Raw genomic sequence first — 21,903 nt, forward strand, 5'->3', positions numbered from 1 at the left:
CTTACGCTCCGGATAGTTTTCTGAAGAGAGAACGCACCCACTCGCGGTGCAGACTCAGCGAACGTCCCATCACCACCACAACCAGCAGCGCCCCTGACAGCGCGCTCGACACCTGGTTTGGGATGCCGACCATCTGTAAACCCTGCTGCAGGTAGCCCACCAGCAGCGCCGCCAGCGCCGTACCGACAACCGAACCTGAACCGCCGTAAATATTGGCCCCGCCGAGCACGGCGGCGGTCAGCGCGGGCATGAGCAAATCGCGCCCCAGATCCGAACGCGCGGAGCCGAAATAGGAGACCATCACCAGCGCGGCAATCGCCGAGGCCACGCCCACCAGACCGTACAGCGCGTAGGGCATGCCGTTCACCGACAGCGCCGCATAGCGCGCCGCGCGCGGGTTCTGACCGATTAAAAACAGATGTCGGCCAAAGCGCCCCCGGTGGGTAATCAGCCAGAAGAAGGCGGTAATCACCGCGAACAGCACCAGCGGGATCGGCAGACCCAGCACCGTGAGGTTAGCGAACGCCGTGAAGCTGTCCGGGAAGCCGCCGATGCCCTCATAGCCCGTCGCCCCCGCCATGCCGGAGAGCAGCAGCGCGCCGCCGCCGTAGAGGTAGAGCGTGCCGAGGGTGATAACCAGCGGGCTGATGCCGGTGTAGTGAATAAGCGCGGCATTAAATAATCCGCACAGCAGGCCGAGCAGCAGCGTCAGCGGAACAGCGACCGCCATCGGCCACCCCGCCTGCATCATCACGCCCAGCGCGATGGCGCACAGGCCGATGGTCGAGCCGAGGGAGATGTCGATCCCGCCGCTGATGATCACAAGCGTGAGCGGCAGCGCCACGATGCCGATGCAGATAAAGTCGCTGGTGCTGAACAGCAGCATGTTGACGTCGAGCATGCGCGGGTTGATGGCGCCAAAGAGCAGGATCTCCAGCACCAGTAAAATCAGCAGCGCGCTTTCCCAGTTAAGCCTCATTTACGCCACCTCTTTTTTGCGTTTGGAAAACGGGGTGACATGCTTTCCCCCTTTGTTACCCGGCTGGAAGCGACCGTACTTCAGCGCCCGCTGATGACGCGCCAGCGCCTGGCGCAGGCGCCCGTCGAGCACCAGCACGCCCAGCAGCACCAGCCCGGCGATAAAGTCGTTCCACCACGCCGGGAGCCTGAACAGCACCAGCACGGTGTCGATTTGGGTCAGGAAGAAGGCCCCGAGCAGCGCGCCAACCAGCGTGCCCGTGCCGCCCAGCAGCGAAATGCCGCCGAGCACGCAGGCGGCGATGGCCTTCATCTCCAGCCCGCTGCCGGTCTGGTTGGGTACAAAGCCAATCTGCGCGGCAAAGACGATCCCGGCGCATGCCGCCAGCATGCCGTTCAGGGTAAAGGCGATCATGCGGGTGCGGTTCACCGCCACGCCCAGTTGGCGCGCGGCGGCGAGGTTATCCCCCACCGCGTAAAAATCACGCCCGAACGCGGTACGCGACAGCGTCCACGCGCCCGCGGCCGCGACGATCAATACCAGCATGCCGAGCGGCGAAATGCCGATGGCGGCTGGCTCAGAGAGGGATTTCAGCCCCGGCGGCAGCCCTTCAATCCACTTTCCGCCCGTCCAGAGCAGCATCGCCCCGCGGTACAGCCCCAGCGTGCCGAGGGTGGCGACAATCGCCGGGATGCGCAGCCCCACCACCAGAAACCCGTTGAACGCCCCGGCCAGCGCCCCAATAGACAGCGCGAAAAGAATGGAAACCGGCAGGCTGTAGCCGCTATTAAGCGCCACGCCGACGGCAATGGCGGACAGCCCGACGATGGAGCCGACGGACACGTCGATATTGCGGGTCAGCATCACCAGCGCGGCACCGATGGCCAGCAGGATCAGGATCTGCGAGCTGGCGAAGATCATCCCCAGCGTCTGTAAACTCAGGTAGGACGGGTTCAGCGCCACCAGCACGGCGAACAGCGCCAGAATGGCGAGAAACGCGCTCAGCTCGCGGTTTTTCAGTAAGGTCTTCATGATTGCCCTCCAAACGCCAGCGCCATCATCTTGTCGAGGCTGACTGCGTGGCGCGGCAGCTCGCCGCTGAGTACCCCCTGATGCATCACCAGCACGCGATCCGCGAGGCCCGGAAACTCGTCGAGATCGCTTGAGATCATCAGCACCGCCACGTTCTGCGCCGCCACGCTTTTAATGAGCTGATAGATGTCGGCGCGCGCCGAGACGTCCACGCCGCGCGTCGGTTCATCGACGATCAGCAGTAAAGGGTTGGCCTCCAGGCAGCGCGCCAGCAGTACCTTCTGCTGGTTGCCGCCAGAGAGCGTGCGCACGGTTTGATCCGCATGGTTGAGCTTGATCCCCAGCGCCCGGTGGTAGCGCTCCACCACCGCCGACTCCCGCTTGCGCTGCTGCCAGAGAGACGGCTCGTTCAGCGCCACCGTGTTCCAGCGGATCGGCGCGTCGAGGAACAGGCCGGACACCTGCCTGTCTTCCGGCAGGTAGACCAGCCCTTTTTCCAGGCGTGAACTTACCGGCTCGCCTGTAATGTCCTGATTCTCCAGCCAGACGCGGCCCCCGCGCACGGGCCGCAGGCCGTAGAGCGTTTCCGCAAACTCGGTGCGCCCGGATCCCACCAGCCCGGCCAGGCCGACGATCTCCCCGGCGTAGATCTCAAGGCTGAGATCGATAAACCCTTCTCCGGTAAGATCCTCCACCCGCAGTACCGGGAAATCCTGCGGCTGGGTGCGGCGGTTGCCCGGCAGTGCCAGCCACAGTTTTTGCGTATCGCTGAGAGATTTCTCCCGGCTGACCGGCGTCATGGCGGCGATCAGGGCGCCATCGTCAAACTGCGCGGTTTCGCCGCTCAGCACCACCGCACCGTCGCGCATCACCGAGACGTGGCTCGAAAGCATGCGAATTTCCGGCAGCTTGTGCGAGATAAAGACGATCCCGACGCCAAGATCCTGTAGGGCGCGGATCTGGCGAAACAGCCGTTCGGTTTCGCCGGGTGTGAGGGAGGCCGTAGGTTCGTCGAGGATCAGGATCCTCGCGTTGCGCATCAGCCCGCGCAGGATCTCCACCATCTGCTGATCCGCCACCTCCAGGGTGCTGGCGGCGGTGTCGAGGTTAAGCTGGCACTGCAGCTGCTGGAGCTTCTCCGCCAGCCGCTTTTCCAGATCGCGCTCACGCGGCAGGCGGAACAGGATGTTTTCCCGCACCGTCAGGTTGGGGAACAGCAGCGGCTCCTGCGGCACCAGATAAATGCCTAACCTGTGCGCCTGCACGGGCGTGAGCCGCGCATATGACTGCCCCTCGACAGAAAGTTCACCGCTGTCCGGCGTTTCGACCCCGGCGATGATCTTCATCAGCGTCGATTTTCCCGCGCCGTTTCCGCCCATCAGCGCGTGTACCTGCCCCTCAAGCAGCGTGAAATCAATACCTTTTAGAACCGGCACGCCTGAGAACTGCTTGCTGATATTCCGCGCGTCGAGAAGTGAGGTCATCATCGCTCCGTTATTGAACAAATGATTTTTAGATTTAATAATGTTCAAAAGCGTAGACGGTGAACTATATTTACAACCGTGCAGGGATCACAGTTTTATCGATTGAGATACAGATAAACCAGAAACGATCGAAATGATCCGTTTTGTCGCGTGGCTCACACTTTCCCTCCGCGCCATCACGAACATATGATCTAAATTTTTATAAGAGTTCAACTATGAGCGATAAACGCACTGCGGAAGAAGGACGGTTTGCCGGGCTGGCGCTGGCGGAAGAGGAGCTGGTTGCGCGCGTGGCCTGGTGCTACTACCACGACGGATTAACCCAGAACGACATCGGCGAGCGGCTCGGGCTGCCGCGTTTGAAGATATCCCGCCTGCTGGAGAAGGGACGGCAGTCCGGGGTGATCCGCGTGCAGATCAACTCCCGCTACGAGGGCTGCCTGGCGCTGGAAACCGAGCTACAGCAGCGCTTTGGCCTGAAGCTGGTGCGCGTGATGCCCGCGTTAAATACGCCGCCGATGAACGTGCGGCTGGGCATAGGCGCGGCGCAGTCCTTGATGGGCGTGCTGGAGCCCGGCCAGCTGCTGGCGGTGGGGTTTGGTGAAACCACCATGAGCAGCCTGCAGCACCTGAGCGGCTTTATCAGCTCGCAGCAGATCCGCCTGGTGACGCTCTCCGGCGGCGTCGGGCCGTATATGACCGGCATCGGCCAGCTGGACGCGGCCTGCAGCGTCAGCATGATCCCCGCCCCGCTTCGCGTGTCATCCGCCGAGGTGGCCGGGATCTTAAAACGCGAGACCAGCGTGCGGGACGTGATCCTCGCCGCCACCGCCGCCGACGTGGCGGTGGTCGGCATTGGTTCGGTGAACCAGCGCCGTGACGCCACCATACTGCGATCCGGCTATATCAGCGAAGGTGAACAGCTGATGTATGCCCGCAAAGGCGCGGTCGGCGACATTCTCGGCTATTTCCTCAATGCCGAGGGAGAATGCGTTGAGGAGCTGGAGATCCATAAAGAATTACTGGGCGTCACGCTCGATGAACTGGCGCAGCTGCCCACCATCGTTGGCGTGGCCGGAGGGGAAGAGAAAGCCGATGCGATTTATGCCGCACTGAAGGGCCGCCGTATCAATGGCCTGGTGACGGAGGAGACGACAGCCCGCGCGGTGCTGGCCCTGACGTAACGGGGTTGCCCTGCGCTAACAACGAGGCAAGCTCATGAGTTACCTTTTAGCGTTAGATGCAGGGACAGGCAGCGTTCGCGCCGTGATTTTCGATTTACAGGGCAACCAGATTGCCGTCGGCCAGGCCGAGTGGAAGCACCTGAGCGTGGAGAACGTCCCGGGGTCGATGGAGTTCGACCTCGAAACCAACTGGCAGCTGGCCTGCCGGTGCATTCATCAGGCGCTGGAGCGTGCGCGCCTGAGCGCGGCGGACATTCAGTCCGTCGCCTGCTGCTCGATGCGCGAAGGGATCGTGCTGTACGACCGCAACGGCGAGGCCATCTGGGCCTGCGCCAACGTCGACGCCCGCGCCAGCCGCGAGGTGGCCGAACTCAAAGAGATCCACGATTACCGTTTTGAATCCGAAGTGTATGACGTCTCAGGGCAAACGCTGGCGCTGAGCGCCATGCCGCGCCTGCTGTGGCTGGCGCACCACCGTCCGGATATTTATCGCAAGGCCGCGACTATCACCATGATCAGCGACTGGCTGGCGGCGAAGCTCTCCGGCGAGCTGGCGGTCGACCCGTCTAACGCGGGCACGACGGGCATGCTGGATCTCTTCTCCCGCGACTGGCGCCCGGCGCTGCTCGACATGGCCGGGCTGCGCGCCGATATCCTCTCCCCGGTGAAAGAGACCGGCACCGTACTGGGCGCTGTCACCAGAGAGGCCGCGCTGCAGAGCGGCCTGCGCGAGGGCACCCCGGTGGTGATGGGCGGCGGCGACGTGCAGCTGGGCTGTCTGGGGCTGGGCGTGGTCCGCGCCGGGCAAACCGCGGTGCTGGGCGGCACCTTCTGGCAGCAGGTCGTAAACCTGCCGCAGGTGCGCACCGACCCCGAGATGAACATCCGCGTGAACCCGCACGTGATTCCCGGCATGGCGCAGGCGGAGTCGATCAGCTTCTTTACCGGGCTGACCATGCGCTGGTTCCGCGACGCCTTCTGCGCCGAGGAGAAGCTGATTGCCGAGCGGATGGGGATGGACACCTATTCCCTGCTGGAGGAGATGGCGAGCCGCGTACCGGCGGGCTCCCACGGGGTGATGCCGATCTTCTCCGACGCGATGCATTTCAAGCAGTGGTACCACGCCGCGCCGTCGTTTATTAACCTCTCCATCGACCCGGAAAAGTGCAACAAAGCGACGCTGTTCCGCGCCCTGGAGGAGAACGCGGCGATCGTCTCGGCCTGCAACCTGGCGCAGATCTCTCGCTTCTCCGGCGTGACATTTGAGAGCCTGGTGTTTGCAGGCGGCGGTTCCAAAGGCGCCCTGTGGAGCCAGATCTTAAGCGACGTCACCGGGCTGCCGGTGCGCGTGCCGGAAGTGAAAGAGGCAACGGCGCTCGGCTGCGCGATAGCGGCAGGAGCTGGCGCGGGGCTGTTTGCGGATATGGCCTCGACGGGCGAACGGCTGGTGAAGTGGAGCCGCGAGTTCACGCCGAACCCGCAGCACCGCGAGCTGTACGACGGCATGATGCAGAAATGGCAGGCGGTGTACGCGGACCAGCTTGGGCTGGTGGACAGCGGGCTGACGACGTCGATGTGGCAGGCTCCGGGGCTGGTGCGGACATCCCCCTCACCCCGCCCCTCTCCCTGAGGGAGAGGGAGATTACGTCCCCTCTCCCCGTGGGAGAGGGTTAGGGTGAGGGCATCAGGCCACACCAATATTTGAATCCCATCACAATCACCGCATTCCCCTTTTCCCTTTTACTCCCCGCTGGCTAAATTAGTAACTCATCCGACCACATAACAATAATTTTACACTGGAAGAGACTATGAGCCGCTACCCGTCGTTATTCGCCCCTCTCGATCTGGGGTTCACCACACTCAAAAACCGCGTGTTGATGGGGTCGATGCACACCGGGCTGGAGGAGCATCCGGACGGGGCCGAGCGTCTGGCAGCCTTCTATGCCGAGCGCGCCCGCCACGGGGTGGCGCTGATTGTCACCGGCGGCGTGGCCCCTGCGCCTTCCGGCGTGGGCATGGAGGGCGGCGCGGTCCTGAACGATGCGTCACAGCTGCCGCACCACCGCATTGTGACCGACGCGGTACACCGCGAGGGCGGTAAAATCGCCCTGCAAATCCTGCACACCGGACGCTACAGCTATCAGCCGAACCTGGTCGCGCCGTCGGCTCTTCAGGCACCGATTAACCGTTTTAAACCTCACGCCCTGACCCACGATGAGATCCTGGCATTGATCGACGACTTCGCCCGCTGCGCGGCGCTGGCGCGCGAGGCGGGCTACGACGGCGTTGAGGTGATGGGTTCAGAAGGCTACCTGATCAACGAGTTCCTCGCCGCCCGCACCAACCAGCGCGACGACGAATGGGGCGGCGACTATGCCCGCCGGATGCGCTTTGCCGTGGAGGTGGTGCGCACGGTGCGCGAACGCGCGGGCGCGGACTTTATTATCATCTTCCGCCTGTCGATGCTCGACCTGGTAGAGGGCGGCGGCACGTTCGACGAAACCGTGCAGCTGGCGCAGGCGATTGAAGCAGCAGGTGCCACGATTATCAACACAGGCATTGGCTGGCACGAGGCGCGCATCCCGACCATCGCCACGCCGGTGCCGCGTGCGGCGTTCAGCTGGGTGACGCGGAAGCTGAAAGGCAAAGTGTCCGTTCCGCTGGTCACCACTAACCGCATTAACGACCCGCAGGTGGCTGAGGATGTGATTTCACGCGGCGACGCCGATATGGTGTCGATGGCGCGGCCGTTCCTCGCGGATGCCGAACTGCTGTCTAAAGCGCAAAGCGGCCGGGCGGATGAGATCAACACCTGCATCGGCTGTAACCAGGCCTGTCTGGATCAGATCTTCGTCGGAAAGGTCACCTCCTGTCTGGTTAACCCGCGCGCCTGTCATGAAACCAAAATGCCGGTGGTTCCGGCGGTCAATAAAAAACGCCTGGCCGTTGTGGGCGCTGGCCCCGCAGGGCTGGCGTTTGCGGTGAACGCCGCCTCGCGCGGGCACAGCGTGACGCTGTTTGATGCGCTGGCGGAGATTGGCGGTCAGTTTAATATCGCCAAACAGATCCCCGGCAAAGAAGAGTTCTATGAAACGCTGCGCTACTACCGCCGGATGATTGAGCTGACAGGCGTCGAGCTGCGGCTTAACCAGTTTGTAAATGCGGCGGATCTGATCGGTTTCGATGAGGTGATCCTGGCGAGCGGGATCGTGCCGCGAACGCCTGCGATCGAAGGTATCGATCATCCGAAGGTGTTGAGCTATCTGGATGTATTGCGAGACAAAACGCCGGTTGGCGAGAAGGTGGCGATTATCGGCTGCGGCGGGATCGGCTTTGATACCGCCATGTATTTAAGCCAGCCGGGCGAGGCCACCAGCCAGAACATTGCCGAGTTTTGCGTAGAATGGGGCATTGATACCAGCCTGAGCCAGTCCGGCGGATTACGCCCGGAAGGGCCGCAGCTGCCGAAAAGCCCGCGCCAGATCGTGATGCTCCAGCGTAAGGCCAGCAAGCCGGGCGAAGGGCTGGGCAAAACCACGGGCTGGATCCACCGCGCCACCCTGCTCTCGCGCGGGGTGAAAATGATCCCGGCGGTGAGCTACCAGAAGATCGACGACAAGGGTCTGCACGTCACGATCGGCGGCGAGCCGCAGCTGCTGCGCGTGGATCATGTCATTTTGTGCGCCGGGCAGGAGCCAAAGCGGGATCTGGCCGATCCGCTGCGCGAGGCGGGTAAAACGGTGCATTTGATCGGCGGGTGCGACGTGGCGATGGAGCTGGATGCGCGGCGGGCAATTGCGCAGGGCACCCAGCTTGCGCTGGTTATTTAGCGACGACGTCCCAGCTTCACCGACTTCAGCACCACGAATTTGTTATTGGTGGCAATGGTGACGCAGTTGCCGAAAATCTTCTTCAGCTTGTGGAAGTAGTCCAGGTGGCGGTTCGCCACGATGTACAGCTCGCCGTTGATTTTCAGGCAGCGGCGCGCGTGGTGGAACATCTCCCAGGCGACGTTATCCGTCAGGGCGTGCTTCTGGTGGAACGGCGGGTTGCAGAACACCGCATTAAAGCGGAAAGGCTCTACGCCGGAGAGCGCGTTGTTGATCATAAACTCGCAGCGATCCACCGCTTCCGGCATGTTGGTTTCCACGTTCAGACGGCTGGAGGCCACCGCCATCGGCGACTCGTCGCTGAACACCACGCTGGCTTCCGGGTTTTTCGCCAGCAGCGTCAGGCCAATTACGCCGTTGCCGCAGCCCAGATCGACGATCTCCCCTTCCAGGTTTTCTGGCAGGTGCTCCATAAAGAAACGCGCCCCGATATCCAGACCGGTGCGGGAGAAAACGTTCGCAAGGTTGTGGATGGTCCAGTCGGTCCCTTCCAGCTTCCAGCTCAGGGTCTCCGGCGCGTCGGCCAGCTCCGGCGCGCTGAACGTGCAGTTGATCAGGCGCGCTTTTTTCCAGGCCAGCGTCGTGGTGGTCGGGCCAAGGACCTTCTCGAACAGCTCCAGCGTCGAGGTGTGAATATCGCGCGCTTTGGCACCCGCGATGATGCGGGTTTCCGGCGTCACGACCTTACGCAGCGCGCGCAGCTGCTGCTCCAGCAGCGCCATGGTTTTTGGCACTTTAATCAGAACCACGCCCGGTGCCTGCGGGTAGTCCGCGGTGCTGTCGAGGAACTTCACGCTGGACTCGTCGAGGTCGTTATGGCGCAGGTTTTCACGCGTCGCCAGCTCGCTTAAGTAGGAATCGCCGATGCTGTAAGGCGTGTGCTCCGCAAGGGCGCAGCCGAGCGCGCCAAACGCGTCATTCAGGATCAAAACCGGGCCGCGGATTTCAGTCTCATCCAACTGCTGCAGCAGATATTCATCCGCCGCTTCCCACGCCTGAAGCGGGTTAACGTCGTCCGTTTCCGGGAAACGTTTAAGGTTGAGTGAACGGAAACCGTTGTCTAAGTGGCTCATCGGCCCTCCTGAATGGTAAAATTTGGCGTATCCCTGAAAAGGGTGCGTGAGTATACCCGTTTTATTGTCGATTTGGGGCGTTGATGAACCAACTAACTTATCTCCAGGGCTACCCGGAGCATTTACTTTCTCAGGTTCTCACCCTGATTGCCGAGCAAAAGCTCGGCGCGGTACTGGAAAAACGCTATCCCGGCACGCACGATTTCGCGACCGATAAGGCCCTCTGGCAGTATACGCAGGATCTGAAAAACCGGTATCTGAAGAGCGCGCCGCCGATTAACAAGGTGATGTACGACAATAAGATCCACGTGCTGAAAAACGCGCTCGGCCTGCACACTGCGATTTCCCGCGTGCAGGGCGGCAAGCTGAAGGCGAAGGCCGAAATCCGCGTCGCGACGGTTTTCCGTAACGCGCCGGAAGCCTTTCTGCGGATGATCGTGGTCCATGAGCTGGCGCATCTGAAAGAGAAAGAGCACGACAAAGCGTTCTATTCCCTGTGCTGCCACATGGAGCCGCAGTACCATCAGCTGGAGTTTGACACCCGTTTGTGGCTTACGCATTTATCGTTAAATGGTAATGCGGAATAGCGCACTGGTTTTGCAATAATCCCGTGCTAAAGTGGCTTAAGGTTCCCCGCTACGGAGTACGTAAACGTTTATGATACGTTTCGCTGTCATTGGTACGAACTGGATCACGCGCCAGTTCGTCGACGCCGCCCACGAAACCGGCAAACTTAAACTCACCGCAGTTTACTCCCGCAGCCTGGAGCAGGCGCAGAGTTTTGCTAACGACTACCTCGTCGAACATCTCTTTACCTCCCTTGATGAGATGGCGCAAAGCGACGCCATTGACGCGATCTATATCGCCAGCCCGAACTCCCTGCACTTCCCGCAAACGGCGCTGTTTCTCAGCCATAAAAAGCATGTGATCTGCGAGAAGCCGCTGGCCTCGAATATTGAGGAAGTGGAAGCGGCCATTGCGCTTGCCCGCGAAAATCAGGTGGTGCTGTTCGAAGCATTCAAAACCGCAAGCCTGCCGAATTTCCTGCTGCTGCAGCAGTCCCTGCCGAAAATTGGCAAAGTGCGCAAAGCCTTTATCAACTACTGCCAGTATTCGTCGCGCTATCAGCGCTATCTCGACGGCGAAAACCCGAATACCTTTAATCCGGCCTTCTCAAACGGCTCCATCATGGACATTGGTTTTTACTGCCTGGCCTCTGCGGTCGCGCTGTGGGGCGAGCCGCACGGCGTCACGGCCACCGCCAGCCTGCTGGAGAGCGGCGTGGATGCGCACGGTTTAGTGGTGCTGGACTACGGCGATTTTAGCGTCACGCTGCAGCACTCCAAGGTGAGCGATTCCGTGCTGCCGAGCGAAATTCAGGGCGAAACCGGGTCGCTGGTCATCGAGAAAATCTCCGAATGCCAGAAGGTGAGCTTTGTGCCGCGCGGCGGGAAAGCGCAGGAGCTGACGCAGCCTCAGCATATTAACACTATGCTCTATGAGGCAGAGGTCTTCGCCCGTCTGGTGGAAGACAACGAAGTGAATCACCCTGGCCTCGCGGTTAGCCGCACCACGGCGAAGCTGCAAACGGAGATCCGCCGCCAGACCGGCGTAGTTTTCCCGGCAGACGGCGTGAGCGCGGAAGCTATCGCGTAAAGGTGTGTAATGAAACGGCGCAGACCATTGACGAAACCAATGGTCTGACATATTTTGTTACCTGCAAAGGGGAGTAACTTCTTCGCCGGTGGATCGTCATTACGATGCGTGCAAAACCGCATCCGGTCGCCGGGCAACCTTCGTGGTTGTAAGTGAGACCTTGCCGGGAGGCGAGGTCTATGCATAAAAAGCTAACGGCTATCGTCTTCTGACCATAGCCGTTTTTGTTTTTTATGTGTAAGGAAAATAGTATGCATTCTGTCGGCACTCCAATGCTGTGGGGCGGATTCGCGGTTGTCGTGCTCATCATGCTGGCGATCGACCTCTTTTTGCAGGGTCGTCGCGGCGAGCACGGCATGAGCGTCAAGCAGGCCGCCGTCTGGTCGCTGGTGTGGGTTAGCCTCTCACTCCTTTTCTGCGCCGCCTTCTGGTGGTATCTGGCCTCGACCGAAGGCCGTGCGGTGGCCGATCCTCAGGCGCTCGCCTTCCTCACCGGCTATCTGATTGAAAAAGCCCTGGCGGTTGATAACGTCTTCGTCTGGCTGATGCTGTTCAGCTACTTTGCCGTGCCTGCGGCCCTGCAGCGCCGCGTGCTGGTATACGGCGTGCTGGGTGCCATTGTCCTGCGTACCATCATGATCTTCGCCGGCAGCTGGCTGATTACCCAGTTCGAATGGCTGCTGTACGTGTTCGGCGCGTTCCTGCTGTTCACCGGAGTCAAAATGGCGCTGGCGAAAGAAGACGATACCGGTATCGGCGATAAGCCGCTGGTGAAGTGGATCCGCGGCCATCTGCGCATGACCGACAAGATCGAGAGCGAGCACTTCTTCGTGCGTAAGAACGGCCTGCTGTTTGCTACCCCGCTGCTGCTGGTGCTGATTCTGGTCGAGCTGAGCGACGTGATTTTCGCCGTAGACAGCATCCCGGCAATCTTCGCGGTGACCACCGACCCGTTCATCGTGCTGACCTCTAACCTGTTTGCGATCCTCGGTCTGCGTGCCATGTACTTCCTGCTGGCAGGCGCGGCGGAGCGCTTCTCGATGCTGAAGTACGGCCTGTCGGTGATCCTGGTGTTTATCGGTATCAAGATGCTGATCGTCGATTTCTACCACATCCCAATCGCTATCTCGCTTGGCGTGGTGTTCGGCATTCTGCTGGTGACGCTGCTTATCAATACCTGGGTTAACCGCCAGCACGATAAGAAGCAGCAGGTGGAGTAAAACGTTCGGTGCGGGCTGATGCCCTCACCCCGCCCCTCTCCCACAGGGAGAGGGTGAACACACTTTTGTAACTCAACAGTTAAAAAATATGATGCAACACGTAAAATCCAGCATTTTACGCTTCCGCCTTTCGCTCCTTTCCCTGATACTCAACCAGGCAAACAAATACTTACATCCGGACACAAATGTGACTTAGAGCACATCCAGGATGGAACGCAATTTCACTCAGGAATAACGTATGAGCACACAATCACGCGGTCTGTTCGCGCGCCTGGCGCAGGGCAGCCTTGTAAAACAAATTCTGGTCGGGTTGGTACTGGGTATTCTGCTGGCGATGGTGTCAAAACCTGCCGCGGAAGCCACGGGGCTTCTCGGCACCCTTTTCGTTGGCGCGCTGAAGGCCGTCGCACCGGTACTGGTGCTGATGCTGGTGATGGCGTCGATTGCCAACCACCAGCACGGACAAAAAACCAACATTCGCCCAATTCTGTTCCTGTATCTTCTGGGAACCTTCTCTGCGGCCTTAACGGCCGTTGTGTTTAGCTTCCTGTTCCCGTCCACACTGCACCTGACCAGCGCGGCCGGTGATATCACGCCGCCGTCCGGCATTGTCGAAGTCCTTCGCGGCCTGCTGATGAGCATGGTTTCTAACCCCATCACCGCGCTGATGAGCGGAAACTACATTGGTATTCTGGTCTGGGCGATTGGACTGGGCTTCGCGCTGCGTCACGGCAACGAGACCACGAAAAACCTGGTGAATGATATGTCGAACGCCGTCACCTTTATGGTGAAACTGGTGATTCGCTTTGCGCCAGTCGGTATTTTCGGGCTGGTCTCTTCCACGCTGGCGACCACCGGTTTCGACGCGCTGTGGGGCTACGCGCAGCTGCTGGTTGTTCTGGTCGGCTGTATGCTGCTGGTGGCGCTGGTGATCAACCCGCTGCTGGTGTTCTGGCAGATCCGCCGTAACCCGTATCCGCTGGTGCTGACCTGCCTGCGCGAGAGCGGCGTGTATGCCTTCTTCACCCGCAGCTCTGCGGCGAACATTCCCGTGAACATGGCGCTGGCGGAGAAGCTGAACCTGGACCGCGATACCTACTCCGTGTCGATCCCGCTGGGCGCAACCGTGAACATGGCGGGAGCGGCGATCACCATCACCGTGCTGACGCTGGCGGCGGTGCATACGCTGGGTATTCCTGTTGATCTGCCAACGGCGCTGCTGTTGAGCGTGGTGGCGTCGCTGTGTGCCTGCGGCGCATCCGGCGTGGCGGGCGGTTCGCTGCTGCTGATCCCGCTGGCGTGCAATATGTTTGGCATCCCGAACGAGATTGCGATGCAGGTTGTTGCCGTCGGCTTTATCATCGGCGTGCTGCAGGACTCCTGTGAAACCGCGCTGAACTCCTCTACCGACGTGCTGTTCACCGCAGCGGCCTGTCAGGCGGAAGACGCGCGTTTAGCGAAGAATGCCCTGCGAGGTTAATAGCAAAACGGCAACCCTGAGGTTGCCGTTTTTAGTGTTTGTACCCTCTCCCCGTGGGAGAGGGCATCAGCCCGCACCGATTAAAGCGTCACACCACTCTTAAAGATCGCCAGCTCGCGGAAGTCGTTCTTCTCATTGCAGGTCTGCCTGCCGTTAGCAAACTCCACGATAGTGTCCACGAACTCCGTCAGCAGCTGCGGCATCGCTTTGCCGCGGATCAGCTGGCCCGCATCAAAGTCGATCCAGTGTTTTTTCTTCGCCGCCAGCTCGCTGTTGGTGGCGATTTTGACCGTCGGCACAAAACCGCCGTATGGCGTACCGCGACCGGTGCTGAACAGCACCATATGACAGCCCGCCCCTGCCAGCGCGCTGGTGGCGACCGCATCGTTACCCGGTGCGCTCAGCAGGTTCAGACCGTGGGTTTTCAGGCGTTCGCCGTAGCGCAGAACATCCACCACCTGGCTGGCGCCCGCTTTCTGGGTGCAGCCGAGGGATTTCTCCTCCAGCGTGGTGATCCCACCCGCCTTATTACCCGGCGACGGGTTTTCATAAATCGGCTGATTGTGGGCGATGAAGTACTGTTTGAAGTCATTCACCATGGTAACGGTCTTCTCAAACGTCTCTTCGTCGCGGCAGTGGCTCATCAGAATGCGCTCCGCGCCGAACATTTCCGGCACTTCGGTCAGCACCGTCGTACCGCCGTTGGCGATCACGTAATCCGAGAAGCGGCCCAGCATCGGGTTGGCGGTGATCCCGGAAAGGCCGTCAGACCCACCGCACTCCAGCCCAAACTTCAGCTCGCTCAGCCTGCCCGGCTCGCGCCTGTCGTGGCGCATCACCTCATAAAGCTGGTGCAGCAGCTCAACGCCCGCCTCCACTTCGTCGTCCTGATGCTGGCACACCATGAAGTGCACGCGCTCAGGAGCGAATTCGCCCAGCGTGTCGCGGAAGGCATCCACCTGGTTGTTTTCGCAGCCGAGGCCGATCACCAGCACCGCGCCCGCGTTCGGGTGGCGCACCATGTTTTGCAGCATGGTGCGGGTGTTGATGTGGTCATCGCCCAGCTGCGAGCAGCCGTAGGTGTGGCTGAACAGATGCACGCCGTCGGTGCCTTCGGCATTGTTGGTCTCTTTCAGGAAACGCGTCTGAATTTGACGCGCAATCCCGTTCACGCAGCCGACGGTCGGCAGGATCCACAGCTCGTTGCGGATCCCCACCTCACCGTTAGCGCGGCGGTAGATCTGCACTTCACGATCCGCCGCCTGCACATTTTCTTCGGGTAAATCAGGTTGATAGCTGTACTCGTCCAGATCGCTCAGATTCGTGCGCGCGTTGTGGGAATGAATATATTCACCCGGCGCAATATCCGCCAGCGCATGTCCGATGGGCAAACCGTACTTCACCACGTTCTCCCCCTTTGCAATGGGGAACAAGGCAAACTTGTGTCCACGTCCAATGGCCTGGCGTAACGTGACCAACTGGTTGTCAAAGGTCACTTCCGTGCCTTCGGTTAAATCAGCCAGCGCGACGGCCACGTTATCCAGCGAATGGATTTTGATGTATTGCATATCAACCTCAGAAGGCCTTAGTTCAGTTCAATGGCGAAGTAGTCACGCGCATTGTTAAAGCAGATGTTTCTCACCATGTCGCCCAGCAGCTGGAGATCCGCTGGCGCTTCACCCGCATGCACCCAGCGGCCAATCATCTGGCACAGAATGCGGCGGAAGTATTCGTGGCGCGTGTAAGAGAGGAAGCTGCGGCTGTCGGTCAGCATGCCGACAAAGCGGCTCAGCAGGCCCAGCTGCGCCAGTTGCGTCATCTGCCGCTCCATGCCGTCTTTCTGATCGTTGAACCACCAGCCGGAGCCGAACTGCATCTTGCCCGGCATCCCTTCGCCCTGGAAGTTGCCGACCATGGTGCCCAGCACTTCGTTATCGCGCGGGTTCAGGCAGTACAGAATGGTTTTCGGCAGCAGGTTCTGTTCGTTCTGTTTGCTCAGCAGTCTGGACAGCTCTTCCGCCAGCGGACGGTCGTTGATGGAGTCGAAGCCCACGTCCGCGCCCAGCAGTTTGAACTGGCGCTGGTTGTTATTGCGCAGCGCGCCGATGTGGTACTGCTGTACCCAGCCGCGACGCGCGTATTCCGCACCGAGGAATACCAGCACCGCCGTTTTGAACTGCGCCACTTCATGCTCGCTTAAGCCTTCGCCGGAGAGACGACGCGCCAGGATGCTGTCCAGTTCGGCTTCGTTTGATTCCGCAAAGAGCACCACGTCCAGCGCGTGGTCAGACACTTTACAGCCGTGCGCCGCGAAGTGATCCAGGCGTTTAGTCAGCGCGGTTTGCAGGTCAGCGAAACGACGAATATCGGTATCGGACACTTCCGCCAGCTTCGCCATGTAGTCGTTGAAGGTGGCCTGTTCGATGTTGAAGGCTTTGTCCGGGCGCCAGCTTGGCAGCACTTTGATGTCAAAAGAGGTGTCTTTGGCGACAACGGCATGATGTTCCAGGGAGTCAATCGGATCGTCGGTGGTGCCCACCATCTTCACGTTCATCTGCTTCATGATGCCGCGCGCGGAGAAGTTATCCTGCGCCAGCAGCGCATTGCACTGGTCCCAGATCTCATCCGCCGTCGCGGGAGAAAGCAGCTTGCCGGTGATGCCAAACGGACGGCGCAGTTCGAGGTGCGTCCAGTGGTAAAGCGGGTTACCGATGGTGTGCGGAACGGTCGCTGCCCAGGCATCAAACTTCTCGCGATCGGTCGCGTCGCCGGTACACAGGCGCTCAGCCACACCGTTGGTACGCATCGCACGCCATTTATAGTGGTCACCCTTCAGCCAGATGTCATACAGGTTTTTGAAACGGTAATTTTCGGCAACCTGCTGCGGCGGTAAGTGGCAGTGGTAGTCGAAAATCGGCTGGTCTTTTGCGTAGTCGTGGTACAGGCGGCGAGCAAATTCGGTATCTAAGAGAAAATCTTCGGTCATAAACGGCGTCATTATCGTCTTCCTCATTACGGGAGCGTCAGAAAGCGTATGTTCATATGCTGCAAAGTTATCACACCAATTTCCACCCGCCGACGTTTTTTTCGTGAGTGAGATCAATAAACGTCGACAAATAAATTACCCAAATTGGGGTAAATCACTCTACAGGCCGCGTCGATACTGGCTTCACCCGCAACGAATAATGACCCTACAAAGGATCATACATTTGTGATGTCACTCACCTTTTAAAGTTGTATGACAAGTTATCTTTTCGCCGTCGCAAACATTCAGCCGACGGAATGCATTACCGGTGTGAGAAACATCGGGTTTAACGGTACGGATACCAACTTATGCACGCTTACTTATGGCAAGGTTCGGGCCGTTCCGGGACATTCTCCCGGTTATGCCCCTCCCGTTACACAGCTGCTCCCGGAAACGGTTGAGAGGTTGCCGTGCTCTGGCGCGGAAATAACATAACGATGAGGTTTTAGATGCGTAAAATTAAAGGGTTACGTTGGTATATGATCGCGCTGGTGACGCTGGGCACCGTGCTGGGCTACCTGACGCGTAACACCGTGGCAGCCGCGGCGCCGACGTTGATGGAAGAGCTGCATATCTCCACGCAGCAATACTCTTACATCATTGCCGCCTATTCCGCGGCATACACCATCATGCAGCCAGTCGCTGGCTATGTTCTGGATATTCTCGGTACCAAAATCGGCTATGCCTTCTTCGCCATCGCCTGGGCGGTGTTCTGCGGCGCAACCGCGCTGGCAGGCAGCTGGGGCGGTCTGGCGCTGGCCCGTGGCGCGGTAGGGGCAGCGGAAGCGGCGATGATCCCGGCGGGGCTGAAAGCCAGCTCCGAGTGGTTCCCGGCAAAAGAGCGTTCTATTGCGGTCGGCTACTTCAACGTAGGCTCGTCCATCGGCGCGATGATTGCGCCGCCGCTGGTGGTGTGGGCTATCGTGATGCACAGCTGGCAGATGGCGTTCATCATCTCTGGCGTGCTGAGCTTTGCGTGGGCAATGGCGTGGCTGGTTTTCTATAAACACCCGCGCGATCAGAAAAAGCTCTCCGAAGAAGAACGCGAATACATCATTGGTGGTCAGGAAGCGCAGCATCAGACCAACAATGGTAAGAAGATGTCCGTCTGGCAGATCCTGGGCACCCGTCAGTTCTGGGGTATCGCCCTGCCGCGCTTCCTGGCTGAACCGGCCTGGGGGACCTTCAACGCCTGGATCCCGCTGTTCATGTTCAAGGTCTATGGCTTTAACCTGAAAGAGATCGCGATGTTCGCCTGGATGCCGATGCTGTTCGCTGACCTGGGCTGTATCGTGGGCGGCTACCTGCCGCCGCTGTTCCAGCGCTGGTTTGGGGTGAACCTGATTGTTTCCCGTAAGATGGTGGTGACCATGGGTGCACTGCTGATGATTGGCCCGGGCATGATTGGCCTGTTCACCAGCCCCTACGTCGCTATCGCGCTGCTGTGCATCGGTGGTTTTGCGCACCAGTCGCTGTCCGGCGCGCTGATTACGCTCTCCTCTGACGTCTTTGGTCGTAACGAAGTGGCAACCGCCAACGGCCTGACCGGGATGGCCGCGTGGACCGCAAGTACCATGTTCGCGCTGGTCGTCGGCGCGCTGGCGGATACCATCGGCTTCAGCCCACTGTTCGCGGTGCTGGCAATCTTTGACCTGATGGGTGCGGTGGTTATCTGGACGGTGCTGAAAAGTAAATCCGCAGAGGAGCTGGCGAAAGAGTCCCTCGGGAAACCGGCTACGCAGAGTTAGCGAAAATACGTTTCACCGAAGCCGCCCGCGGGCGGCTTTTTTAATGGCAAAATCTGGAGAGTATTCCGTGAAAGTGGTATAACAAATCATCTGCCGTACCCTGCCTGGAGCGCATATGGAAATCACCGAACCACGTCGTTTATATCAACAACTTGCTGCTGAGCTGAAAGATCGCATCGAGCAAGGGGTCTATCTTGTCGGTGATAAACTTCCCGCCGAGCGCTTTATCGCGGATGAAAAAAGCGTGAGCCGCACCGTAGTGCGCGAAGCGATTATCATGCTGGAAGTGGAAGGCTACGTCGAGGTACGCAAAGGTTCCGGCATTCACGTTATTTCTAATCAGCCTAAGCACTCTCCGGTGGCGGATGAAAGTCTGGAATTCGCCAGCTACGGTCCGTTTGAGCTGCTCCAGGCTCGCCAGCTGATCGAAAGCAATATTGCCGAATTTGCCGCCACGCAGGTGACCAAGCAGGACATCATGAAGCTGATGGAGATTCAGGAAAACGCCCGCAAGGAAAAATGTTTCCGTGATTCCGAGTGGGACCTGCAGTTTCACGTTCAGGTTGCCCTGGCCACCCAGAATACGGCGCTGGCGGCAATCGTTGAGAAAATGTGGACTCAGCGCGTTCACAACCCCTACTGGAAAAAACTGCACGATCACATCGATTCCCGCACGGTCGACAACTGGTGTGACGATCACGACCAGATCCTTAAGGCGCTGATTCGTAAAGATCCCCATGCAGCGAAACTGGCCATGTGGCAGCACCTGGAAAACACCAAGCAGATGCTGTTCAATGAAACCAGCGACGACTTCGAATTTAACGCCGACCGCTATCTTTTTGCTGATAATCCTGTCGTTCACCTCGATACGGCCCCGAGCGGCGCAAAATAGGTGACCTTTCTGCCGGCAGGCGCTTCGCTGCGCCTTCCCGCCTGAGTGGGTAAGCAAAACATATATAGTGTCAGCCTTTGTAAAATCCCTCGCTCACTTTCAGGGCTTACGCCAAAATCACCTCACCCTGCAAATTCTGTGACGCAGAACGTCGGGCTTTGTTACAATTGGATTCACTTCGTTATTTTGAAAGTTAGTGCTTGCTAACCAGCCAATTAACAGGGAACAGTGTTGGCCACAACTCAATGTGTCCGCGAGCGACCATAATGAAATCACAACAATGTCGCCGTGCTGTTTGTCCCGGATAACAGGCGAGACGTTAACCGATTTCCAGGAACACTGAATGGAACTTTTGACCCAACTGCTGCATGCCCTTTGGGCGCAGGATTTTGAAACGCTGGCCAACCCTTCCATGATTGGCATGCTCTATTTTGTCTTGTTTATGATCCTGTTCCTTGAGAATGGTTTGCTGCCTGCGGCCTTCTTACCGGGTGACAGTTTGCTGGTGCTTGTCGGCGTGCTGTGTGCCAAAGGCGCAATGGCGTTCCCGCAGACCATCTTATTACTGACCGTCGCGGCCAGCCTTGGCTGCTGGGTGAGTTATATCCAGGGAAGATGGCTGGGCAATACCCGAATAGTACAGAACTGGCTTTCCCATCTGCCTGCGCACTATCACCAGCGGGCACACCACCTGTTTCATAAGCATGGGCTTTCCGCGCTGCTGATTGGCCGCTTTATCGCCTTTGTACGCACCCTGCTGCCCACCATTGCCGGGCTGTCCGGGTTGAGCAGCGCACGCTTCCAGTTCTTCAACTGGATGAGCGGCCTGTTATGGGTTCTGATCCTGACGACGCTGGGCTATGCGCTGGGTAAAACGCCGGTCTTCATGAAATATGAAGATCAGCTGATGTCCTGCCTGATGCTGCTGCCTGTTGTTCTGCTGGTCTTCGGCCTGATTGGCTCGCTGGTTGTCCTGTGGAAGAAAAAATACGGAGCGCGAGGTTAACGATGGTTATCTCACCGCTCGCCATGCGCCGCTTTGCCTGCGCCTTTATTGCACTGGTGATGCTCAGCGCTATACTGCTGGCCTGGAACACGCTTTCACATCAGGACGCTACGCTGGCCATTCGTCCGGTAAACCAGGGGGGCGGTGTGCCTGACGGTTTTTCTGTCTGGCATCATCTGGATGCAAACGGCATCCGTTTTAAAAGCATCACCCCGCAGGACGATGTTTTACTGATTAAGTTTGATTCCCGTGCGCAGAGCGCCGCCGCGAAAGCCGTTCTTGACCGTACGCTGCCGCACGGATATATCATTGCCCAGCAGGAAGACGACAACTCGCCGGCCGCATGGCTGTCGTTGATTCGCGATACGTCGCATCGGTTCGGATAACTTCCAGGATTCCGAATCTTTTCACTCACTTTGGTGAATCCCCCGTTTACTTACTATGCTTAAGTACGCGGAGCACCCCTCGAATGTACTCCGCATAATTTTGGATAGCGGCTAACCCCGCAACACAATGGAAGGTTTCGATAATGAAATTCCGCATTACCCTGGCTCTGGCCCTTTTATCTTTAAGCACAGCGACCTTCGCAAACTCTCTCTGTCAGGAGAAAGAACAGGATATTCAGCGTGAGATCGGTTATGCCGAAAAGCATAACAATCAGCACCGTGTTGATGGTCTTAAAAAAGCGCTGAGCGAAGTGAAAGCGAACTGTTCAGACAGCAAGCTGCGTGCCGATCACCAGAAGAAAATCGCTGAACAAAAGGACGAGATAGCCGAGCGCCGTCAAGACCTGCAGGAAGCGAAAGAGAAAGGGGATGCGGAAAAAATTGCTAAGCGCGAGAAGAAGTTGAAAGAGGCGCAGGACGACCTGAAAGCGCTGGAAGCTCGCGATTATTGAGTTAACGGAAATCTCAACAGGAGAGAATCATGTCAAAAGATACGACGTCTGAACATCTGCGCGCTGAACTGAAATCCCTGGCCGATACCCTTGAAGAGGTGCTGAACTCCTCTGCCGATAAGTCGAAAGAAGAAGTGAGCAAGCTGCGCAGCAAAGCGGAGCAGGCGCTGAAAGAGAGCCGCTACCGCCTGGGTGAAACCGGGGATGCGCTGGCGAAGCAGACCCGCGAAGCGGCTGCGCGTGCGGACGAATATGTACGTGATAATCCATGGACGGGTGTTGGAATTGGTGCCGCAGTAGGTGTGGTACTGGGTGTCCTGCTGACGCGTCGTTGAT

At 59.0% G+C, this 21,903-nt stretch carries 19 protein-coding genes; 13 read left to right on the forward strand and 6 right to left on the reverse strand.

The features are described 5' to 3' along the window. Nucleotide 1: 1 nt before the first annotated feature. Genes lsrD through lsrA form a run of 3 tightly spaced genes read right to left on the reverse strand, consistent with a single transcriptional unit; the run spans nucleotide 2 to nucleotide 3,495 of the window. The gene (lsrD, locus tag AB8818_RS12160) at nucleotides 2–979 is read right to left on the reverse strand and encodes an autoinducer 2 ABC transporter permease LsrD (RefSeq protein ID WP_116342161.1); all 978 of its coding nucleotides are present in this window, start codon (nucleotides 977–979) and stop codon (nucleotides 2–4) included. Continuing rightward, a complete protein-coding gene (gene lsrC / locus AB8818_RS12165) occupies nucleotides 980–2,011 on the reverse strand; it encodes an autoinducer 2 ABC transporter permease LsrC (protein ID WP_163329721.1) in 1,032 nt (343 codons plus the stop codon). Next, nucleotides 2,008–3,495 carry an autoinducer 2 ABC transporter ATP-binding protein LsrA gene (lsrA, locus tag AB8818_RS12170; protein WP_163329783.1) on the reverse strand — a complete coding sequence of 496 codons (1,488 nt, stop codon included), beginning with the start codon at nucleotides 3,493–3,495 and terminating at the stop codon, nucleotides 2,008–2,010. The genes lsrC and lsrA overlap by 4 nt, the downstream gene beginning before the upstream one ends. 215 nt (nucleotides 3,496–3,710) lie before the next feature. Here lsrA and lsrR point away from each other — a divergent pair, with 215 nt between their 5' ends. From lsrR to AB8818_RS12185, 3 genes are all read left to right on the forward strand, one after another. Then, entirely contained in the window at nucleotides 3,711–4,679 is a 969-nt protein-coding gene (gene lsrR, locus AB8818_RS12175; RefSeq protein ID WP_010435856.1) for a transcriptional regulator LsrR, read from the forward strand. A 34-nt stretch (nucleotides 4,680–4,713) separates the two neighbouring features. Continuing rightward, nucleotides 4,714–6,309 carry an autoinducer-2 kinase gene (gene lsrK / locus AB8818_RS12180; protein WP_192983896.1) on the forward strand — a complete coding sequence of 532 codons (1,596 nt, stop codon included), beginning with the start codon at nucleotides 4,714–4,716 and terminating at the stop codon, nucleotides 6,307–6,309. Nucleotides 6,310–6,487: 178 nt separating this feature from the next. Continuing rightward, nucleotides 6,488–8,509: an NADPH-dependent 2,4-dienoyl-CoA reductase gene (locus AB8818_RS12185; RefSeq protein WP_192983894.1), complete on the forward strand. Its 2,022-nt coding sequence runs from the start codon at nucleotides 6,488–6,490 to the stop codon at nucleotides 8,507–8,509. Here AB8818_RS12185 and rlmG read toward each other — a convergent pair. After that, nucleotides 8,506–9,642, reverse strand: a complete 1,137-nt coding sequence (gene rlmG, locus AB8818_RS12190; protein WP_163329724.1) for a 23S rRNA (guanine(1835)-N(2))-methyltransferase RlmG — start codon at nucleotides 9,640–9,642, stop codon at nucleotides 8,506–8,508. The genes AB8818_RS12185 and rlmG overlap by 4 nt on opposite strands. A gap of 83 nt (nucleotides 9,643–9,725) precedes the next feature. Between rlmG and AB8818_RS12195 the strand changes: the two genes are divergently transcribed. The 4 genes from AB8818_RS12195 to sstT all read left to right on the forward strand — a co-directional run bounded on the left by AB8818_RS12195 (nucleotide 9,726) and on the right by sstT (nucleotide 13,998). Then, nucleotides 9,726–10,229 (forward strand): YgjP-like metallopeptidase domain-containing protein, encoded by a 504-nt coding sequence (locus AB8818_RS12195; RefSeq protein WP_163329725.1) that lies wholly within the window; start codon nucleotides 9,726–9,728, stop codon nucleotides 10,227–10,229. 70 nt (nucleotides 10,230–10,299) lie between these two features. Next, on the forward strand, nucleotides 10,300–11,298 hold the full coding sequence (locus AB8818_RS12200; protein ID WP_192983892.1) for a Gfo/Idh/MocA family protein: 999 nt from the start codon (nucleotides 10,300–10,302) through the stop codon (nucleotides 11,296–11,298). A gap of 251 nt (nucleotides 11,299–11,549) precedes the next feature. Next, complete coding sequence (locus AB8818_RS12205) at nucleotides 11,550–12,518, forward strand: TerC family protein (RefSeq protein WP_116342180.1); 969 nt, start codon at nucleotides 11,550–11,552, stop codon at nucleotides 12,516–12,518. A gap of 238 nt (nucleotides 12,519–12,756) precedes the next feature. Further along, nucleotides 12,757–13,998 carry a serine/threonine transporter SstT gene (gene sstT, locus AB8818_RS12210; RefSeq protein WP_116342182.1) on the forward strand — a complete coding sequence of 414 codons (1,242 nt, stop codon included), beginning with the start codon at nucleotides 12,757–12,759 and terminating at the stop codon, nucleotides 13,996–13,998. Between the two features lie 80 nt (nucleotides 13,999–14,078). Here sstT and AB8818_RS12215 read toward each other — a convergent pair whose 3' ends face one another. Both AB8818_RS12215 and uxaC read right to left on the reverse strand, forming a co-directional pair. Further along, the gene (locus AB8818_RS12215) at nucleotides 14,079–15,566 is read right to left on the reverse strand and encodes a UxaA family hydrolase (protein ID WP_192983890.1); all 1,488 of its coding nucleotides are present in this window, start codon (nucleotides 15,564–15,566) and stop codon (nucleotides 14,079–14,081) included. A 17-nt stretch (nucleotides 15,567–15,583) separates the two neighbouring features. Further along, on the reverse strand, nucleotides 15,584–16,996 hold the full coding sequence (gene uxaC / locus AB8818_RS12220) for a glucuronate isomerase (RefSeq protein ID WP_166712412.1): 1,413 nt from the start codon (nucleotides 16,994–16,996) through the stop codon (nucleotides 15,584–15,586). A 476-nt stretch (nucleotides 16,997–17,472) separates the two neighbouring features. Here uxaC and AB8818_RS12225 point away from each other — a divergent pair, with 476 nt between their 5' ends. From AB8818_RS12225 to AB8818_RS12250, 6 genes are all read left to right on the forward strand, one after another. Next, nucleotides 17,473–18,771, forward strand: a complete 1,299-nt coding sequence (locus AB8818_RS12225) for an MFS transporter (RefSeq protein ID WP_116342188.1) — start codon at nucleotides 17,473–17,475, stop codon at nucleotides 18,769–18,771. A gap of 115 nt (nucleotides 18,772–18,886) precedes the next feature. Beyond that, nucleotides 18,887–19,663, forward strand: coding sequence for a transcriptional regulator ExuR (gene exuR, locus AB8818_RS12230; RefSeq protein ID WP_028014506.1), 777 nt, complete (start codon nucleotides 18,887–18,889; stop codon nucleotides 19,661–19,663). Between the two features lie 343 nt (nucleotides 19,664–20,006). Then, entirely contained in the window at nucleotides 20,007–20,669 is a 663-nt protein-coding gene (gene yqjA / locus AB8818_RS12235; protein ID WP_008503144.1) for a DedA family general envelope maintenance protein YqjA, read from the forward strand. Between the two features lie 2 nt (nucleotides 20,670–20,671). Continuing rightward, complete coding sequence (gene mzrA / locus AB8818_RS12240; RefSeq protein WP_116342191.1) at nucleotides 20,672–21,055, forward strand: EnvZ/OmpR regulon moderator MzrA; 384 nt, start codon at nucleotides 20,672–20,674, stop codon at nucleotides 21,053–21,055. Between the two features lie 143 nt (nucleotides 21,056–21,198). Continuing rightward, nucleotides 21,199–21,567 (forward strand): DUF1090 domain-containing protein, encoded by a 369-nt coding sequence (locus AB8818_RS12245; RefSeq protein WP_116342194.1) that lies wholly within the window; start codon nucleotides 21,199–21,201, stop codon nucleotides 21,565–21,567. Nucleotides 21,568–21,596: 29 nt separating this feature from the next. Continuing rightward, nucleotides 21,597–21,902 carry a YqjD family protein gene (locus AB8818_RS12250; protein ID WP_008503141.1) on the forward strand — a complete coding sequence of 102 codons (306 nt, stop codon included), beginning with the start codon at nucleotides 21,597–21,599 and terminating at the stop codon, nucleotides 21,900–21,902. Nucleotide 21,903 lies beyond the last annotated feature (1 nt).

Origin of the sequence: Enterobacter sp. KB-280D8 (assembly GCF_041399405.1) — a bacterium.
GTDB classification, from domain to species: domain Bacteria; phylum Pseudomonadota; class Gammaproteobacteria; order Enterobacterales; family Enterobacteriaceae; genus Enterobacter; species Enterobacter cloacae_N.

Coding starts and splice junctions, on each gene's coding strand:
- lsrD (WP_116342161.1), bottom strand. CDS start 979: ATGAGGCTTAACTGGGAAAGCGCGCTGCTGATTTTACTGGTGCTGGAG.
- lsrC (WP_163329721.1), bottom strand. CDS start 2,011: ATGAAGACCTTACTGAAAAACCGCGAGCTGAGCGCGTTTCTCGCCATT.
- lsrA (WP_163329783.1), bottom strand. CDS start 3,495: ATGACCTCACTTCTCGACGCGCGGAATATCAGCAAGCAGTTCTCAGGC.
- lsrR (WP_010435856.1), top strand. CDS start 3,711: ATGAGCGATAAACGCACTGCGGAAGAAGGACGGTTTGCCGGGCTGGCG.
- lsrK (WP_192983896.1), top strand. CDS start 4,714: ATGAGTTACCTTTTAGCGTTAGATGCAGGGACAGGCAGCGTTCGCGCC.
- AB8818_RS12185 (WP_192983894.1), top strand. CDS start 6,488: ATGAGCCGCTACCCGTCGTTATTCGCCCCTCTCGATCTGGGGTTCACC.
- rlmG (WP_163329724.1), bottom strand. CDS start 9,642: ATGAGCCACTTAGACAACGGTTTCCGTTCACTCAACCTTAAACGTTTC.
- AB8818_RS12195 (WP_163329725.1), top strand. CDS start 9,726: ATGAACCAACTAACTTATCTCCAGGGCTACCCGGAGCATTTACTTTCT.
- AB8818_RS12200 (WP_192983892.1), top strand. CDS start 10,300: ATGATACGTTTCGCTGTCATTGGTACGAACTGGATCACGCGCCAGTTC.
- AB8818_RS12205 (WP_116342180.1), top strand. CDS start 11,550: ATGCATTCTGTCGGCACTCCAATGCTGTGGGGCGGATTCGCGGTTGTC.
- sstT (WP_116342182.1), top strand. CDS start 12,757: ATGAGCACACAATCACGCGGTCTGTTCGCGCGCCTGGCGCAGGGCAGC.
- AB8818_RS12215 (WP_192983890.1), bottom strand. CDS start 15,566: ATGCAATACATCAAAATCCATTCGCTGGATAACGTGGCCGTCGCGCTG.
- uxaC (WP_166712412.1), bottom strand. CDS start 16,996: ATGACGCCGTTTATGACCGAAGATTTTCTCTTAGATACCGAATTTGCT.
- AB8818_RS12225 (WP_116342188.1), top strand. CDS start 17,473: ATGCGTAAAATTAAAGGGTTACGTTGGTATATGATCGCGCTGGTGACG.
- exuR (WP_028014506.1), top strand. CDS start 18,887: ATGGAAATCACCGAACCACGTCGTTTATATCAACAACTTGCTGCTGAG.
- yqjA (WP_008503144.1), top strand. CDS start 20,007: ATGGAACTTTTGACCCAACTGCTGCATGCCCTTTGGGCGCAGGATTTT.
- mzrA (WP_116342191.1), top strand. CDS start 20,672: ATGGTTATCTCACCGCTCGCCATGCGCCGCTTTGCCTGCGCCTTTATT.
- AB8818_RS12245 (WP_116342194.1), top strand. CDS start 21,199: ATGAAATTCCGCATTACCCTGGCTCTGGCCCTTTTATCTTTAAGCACA.
- AB8818_RS12250 (WP_008503141.1), top strand. CDS start 21,597: ATGTCAAAAGATACGACGTCTGAACATCTGCGCGCTGAACTGAAATCC.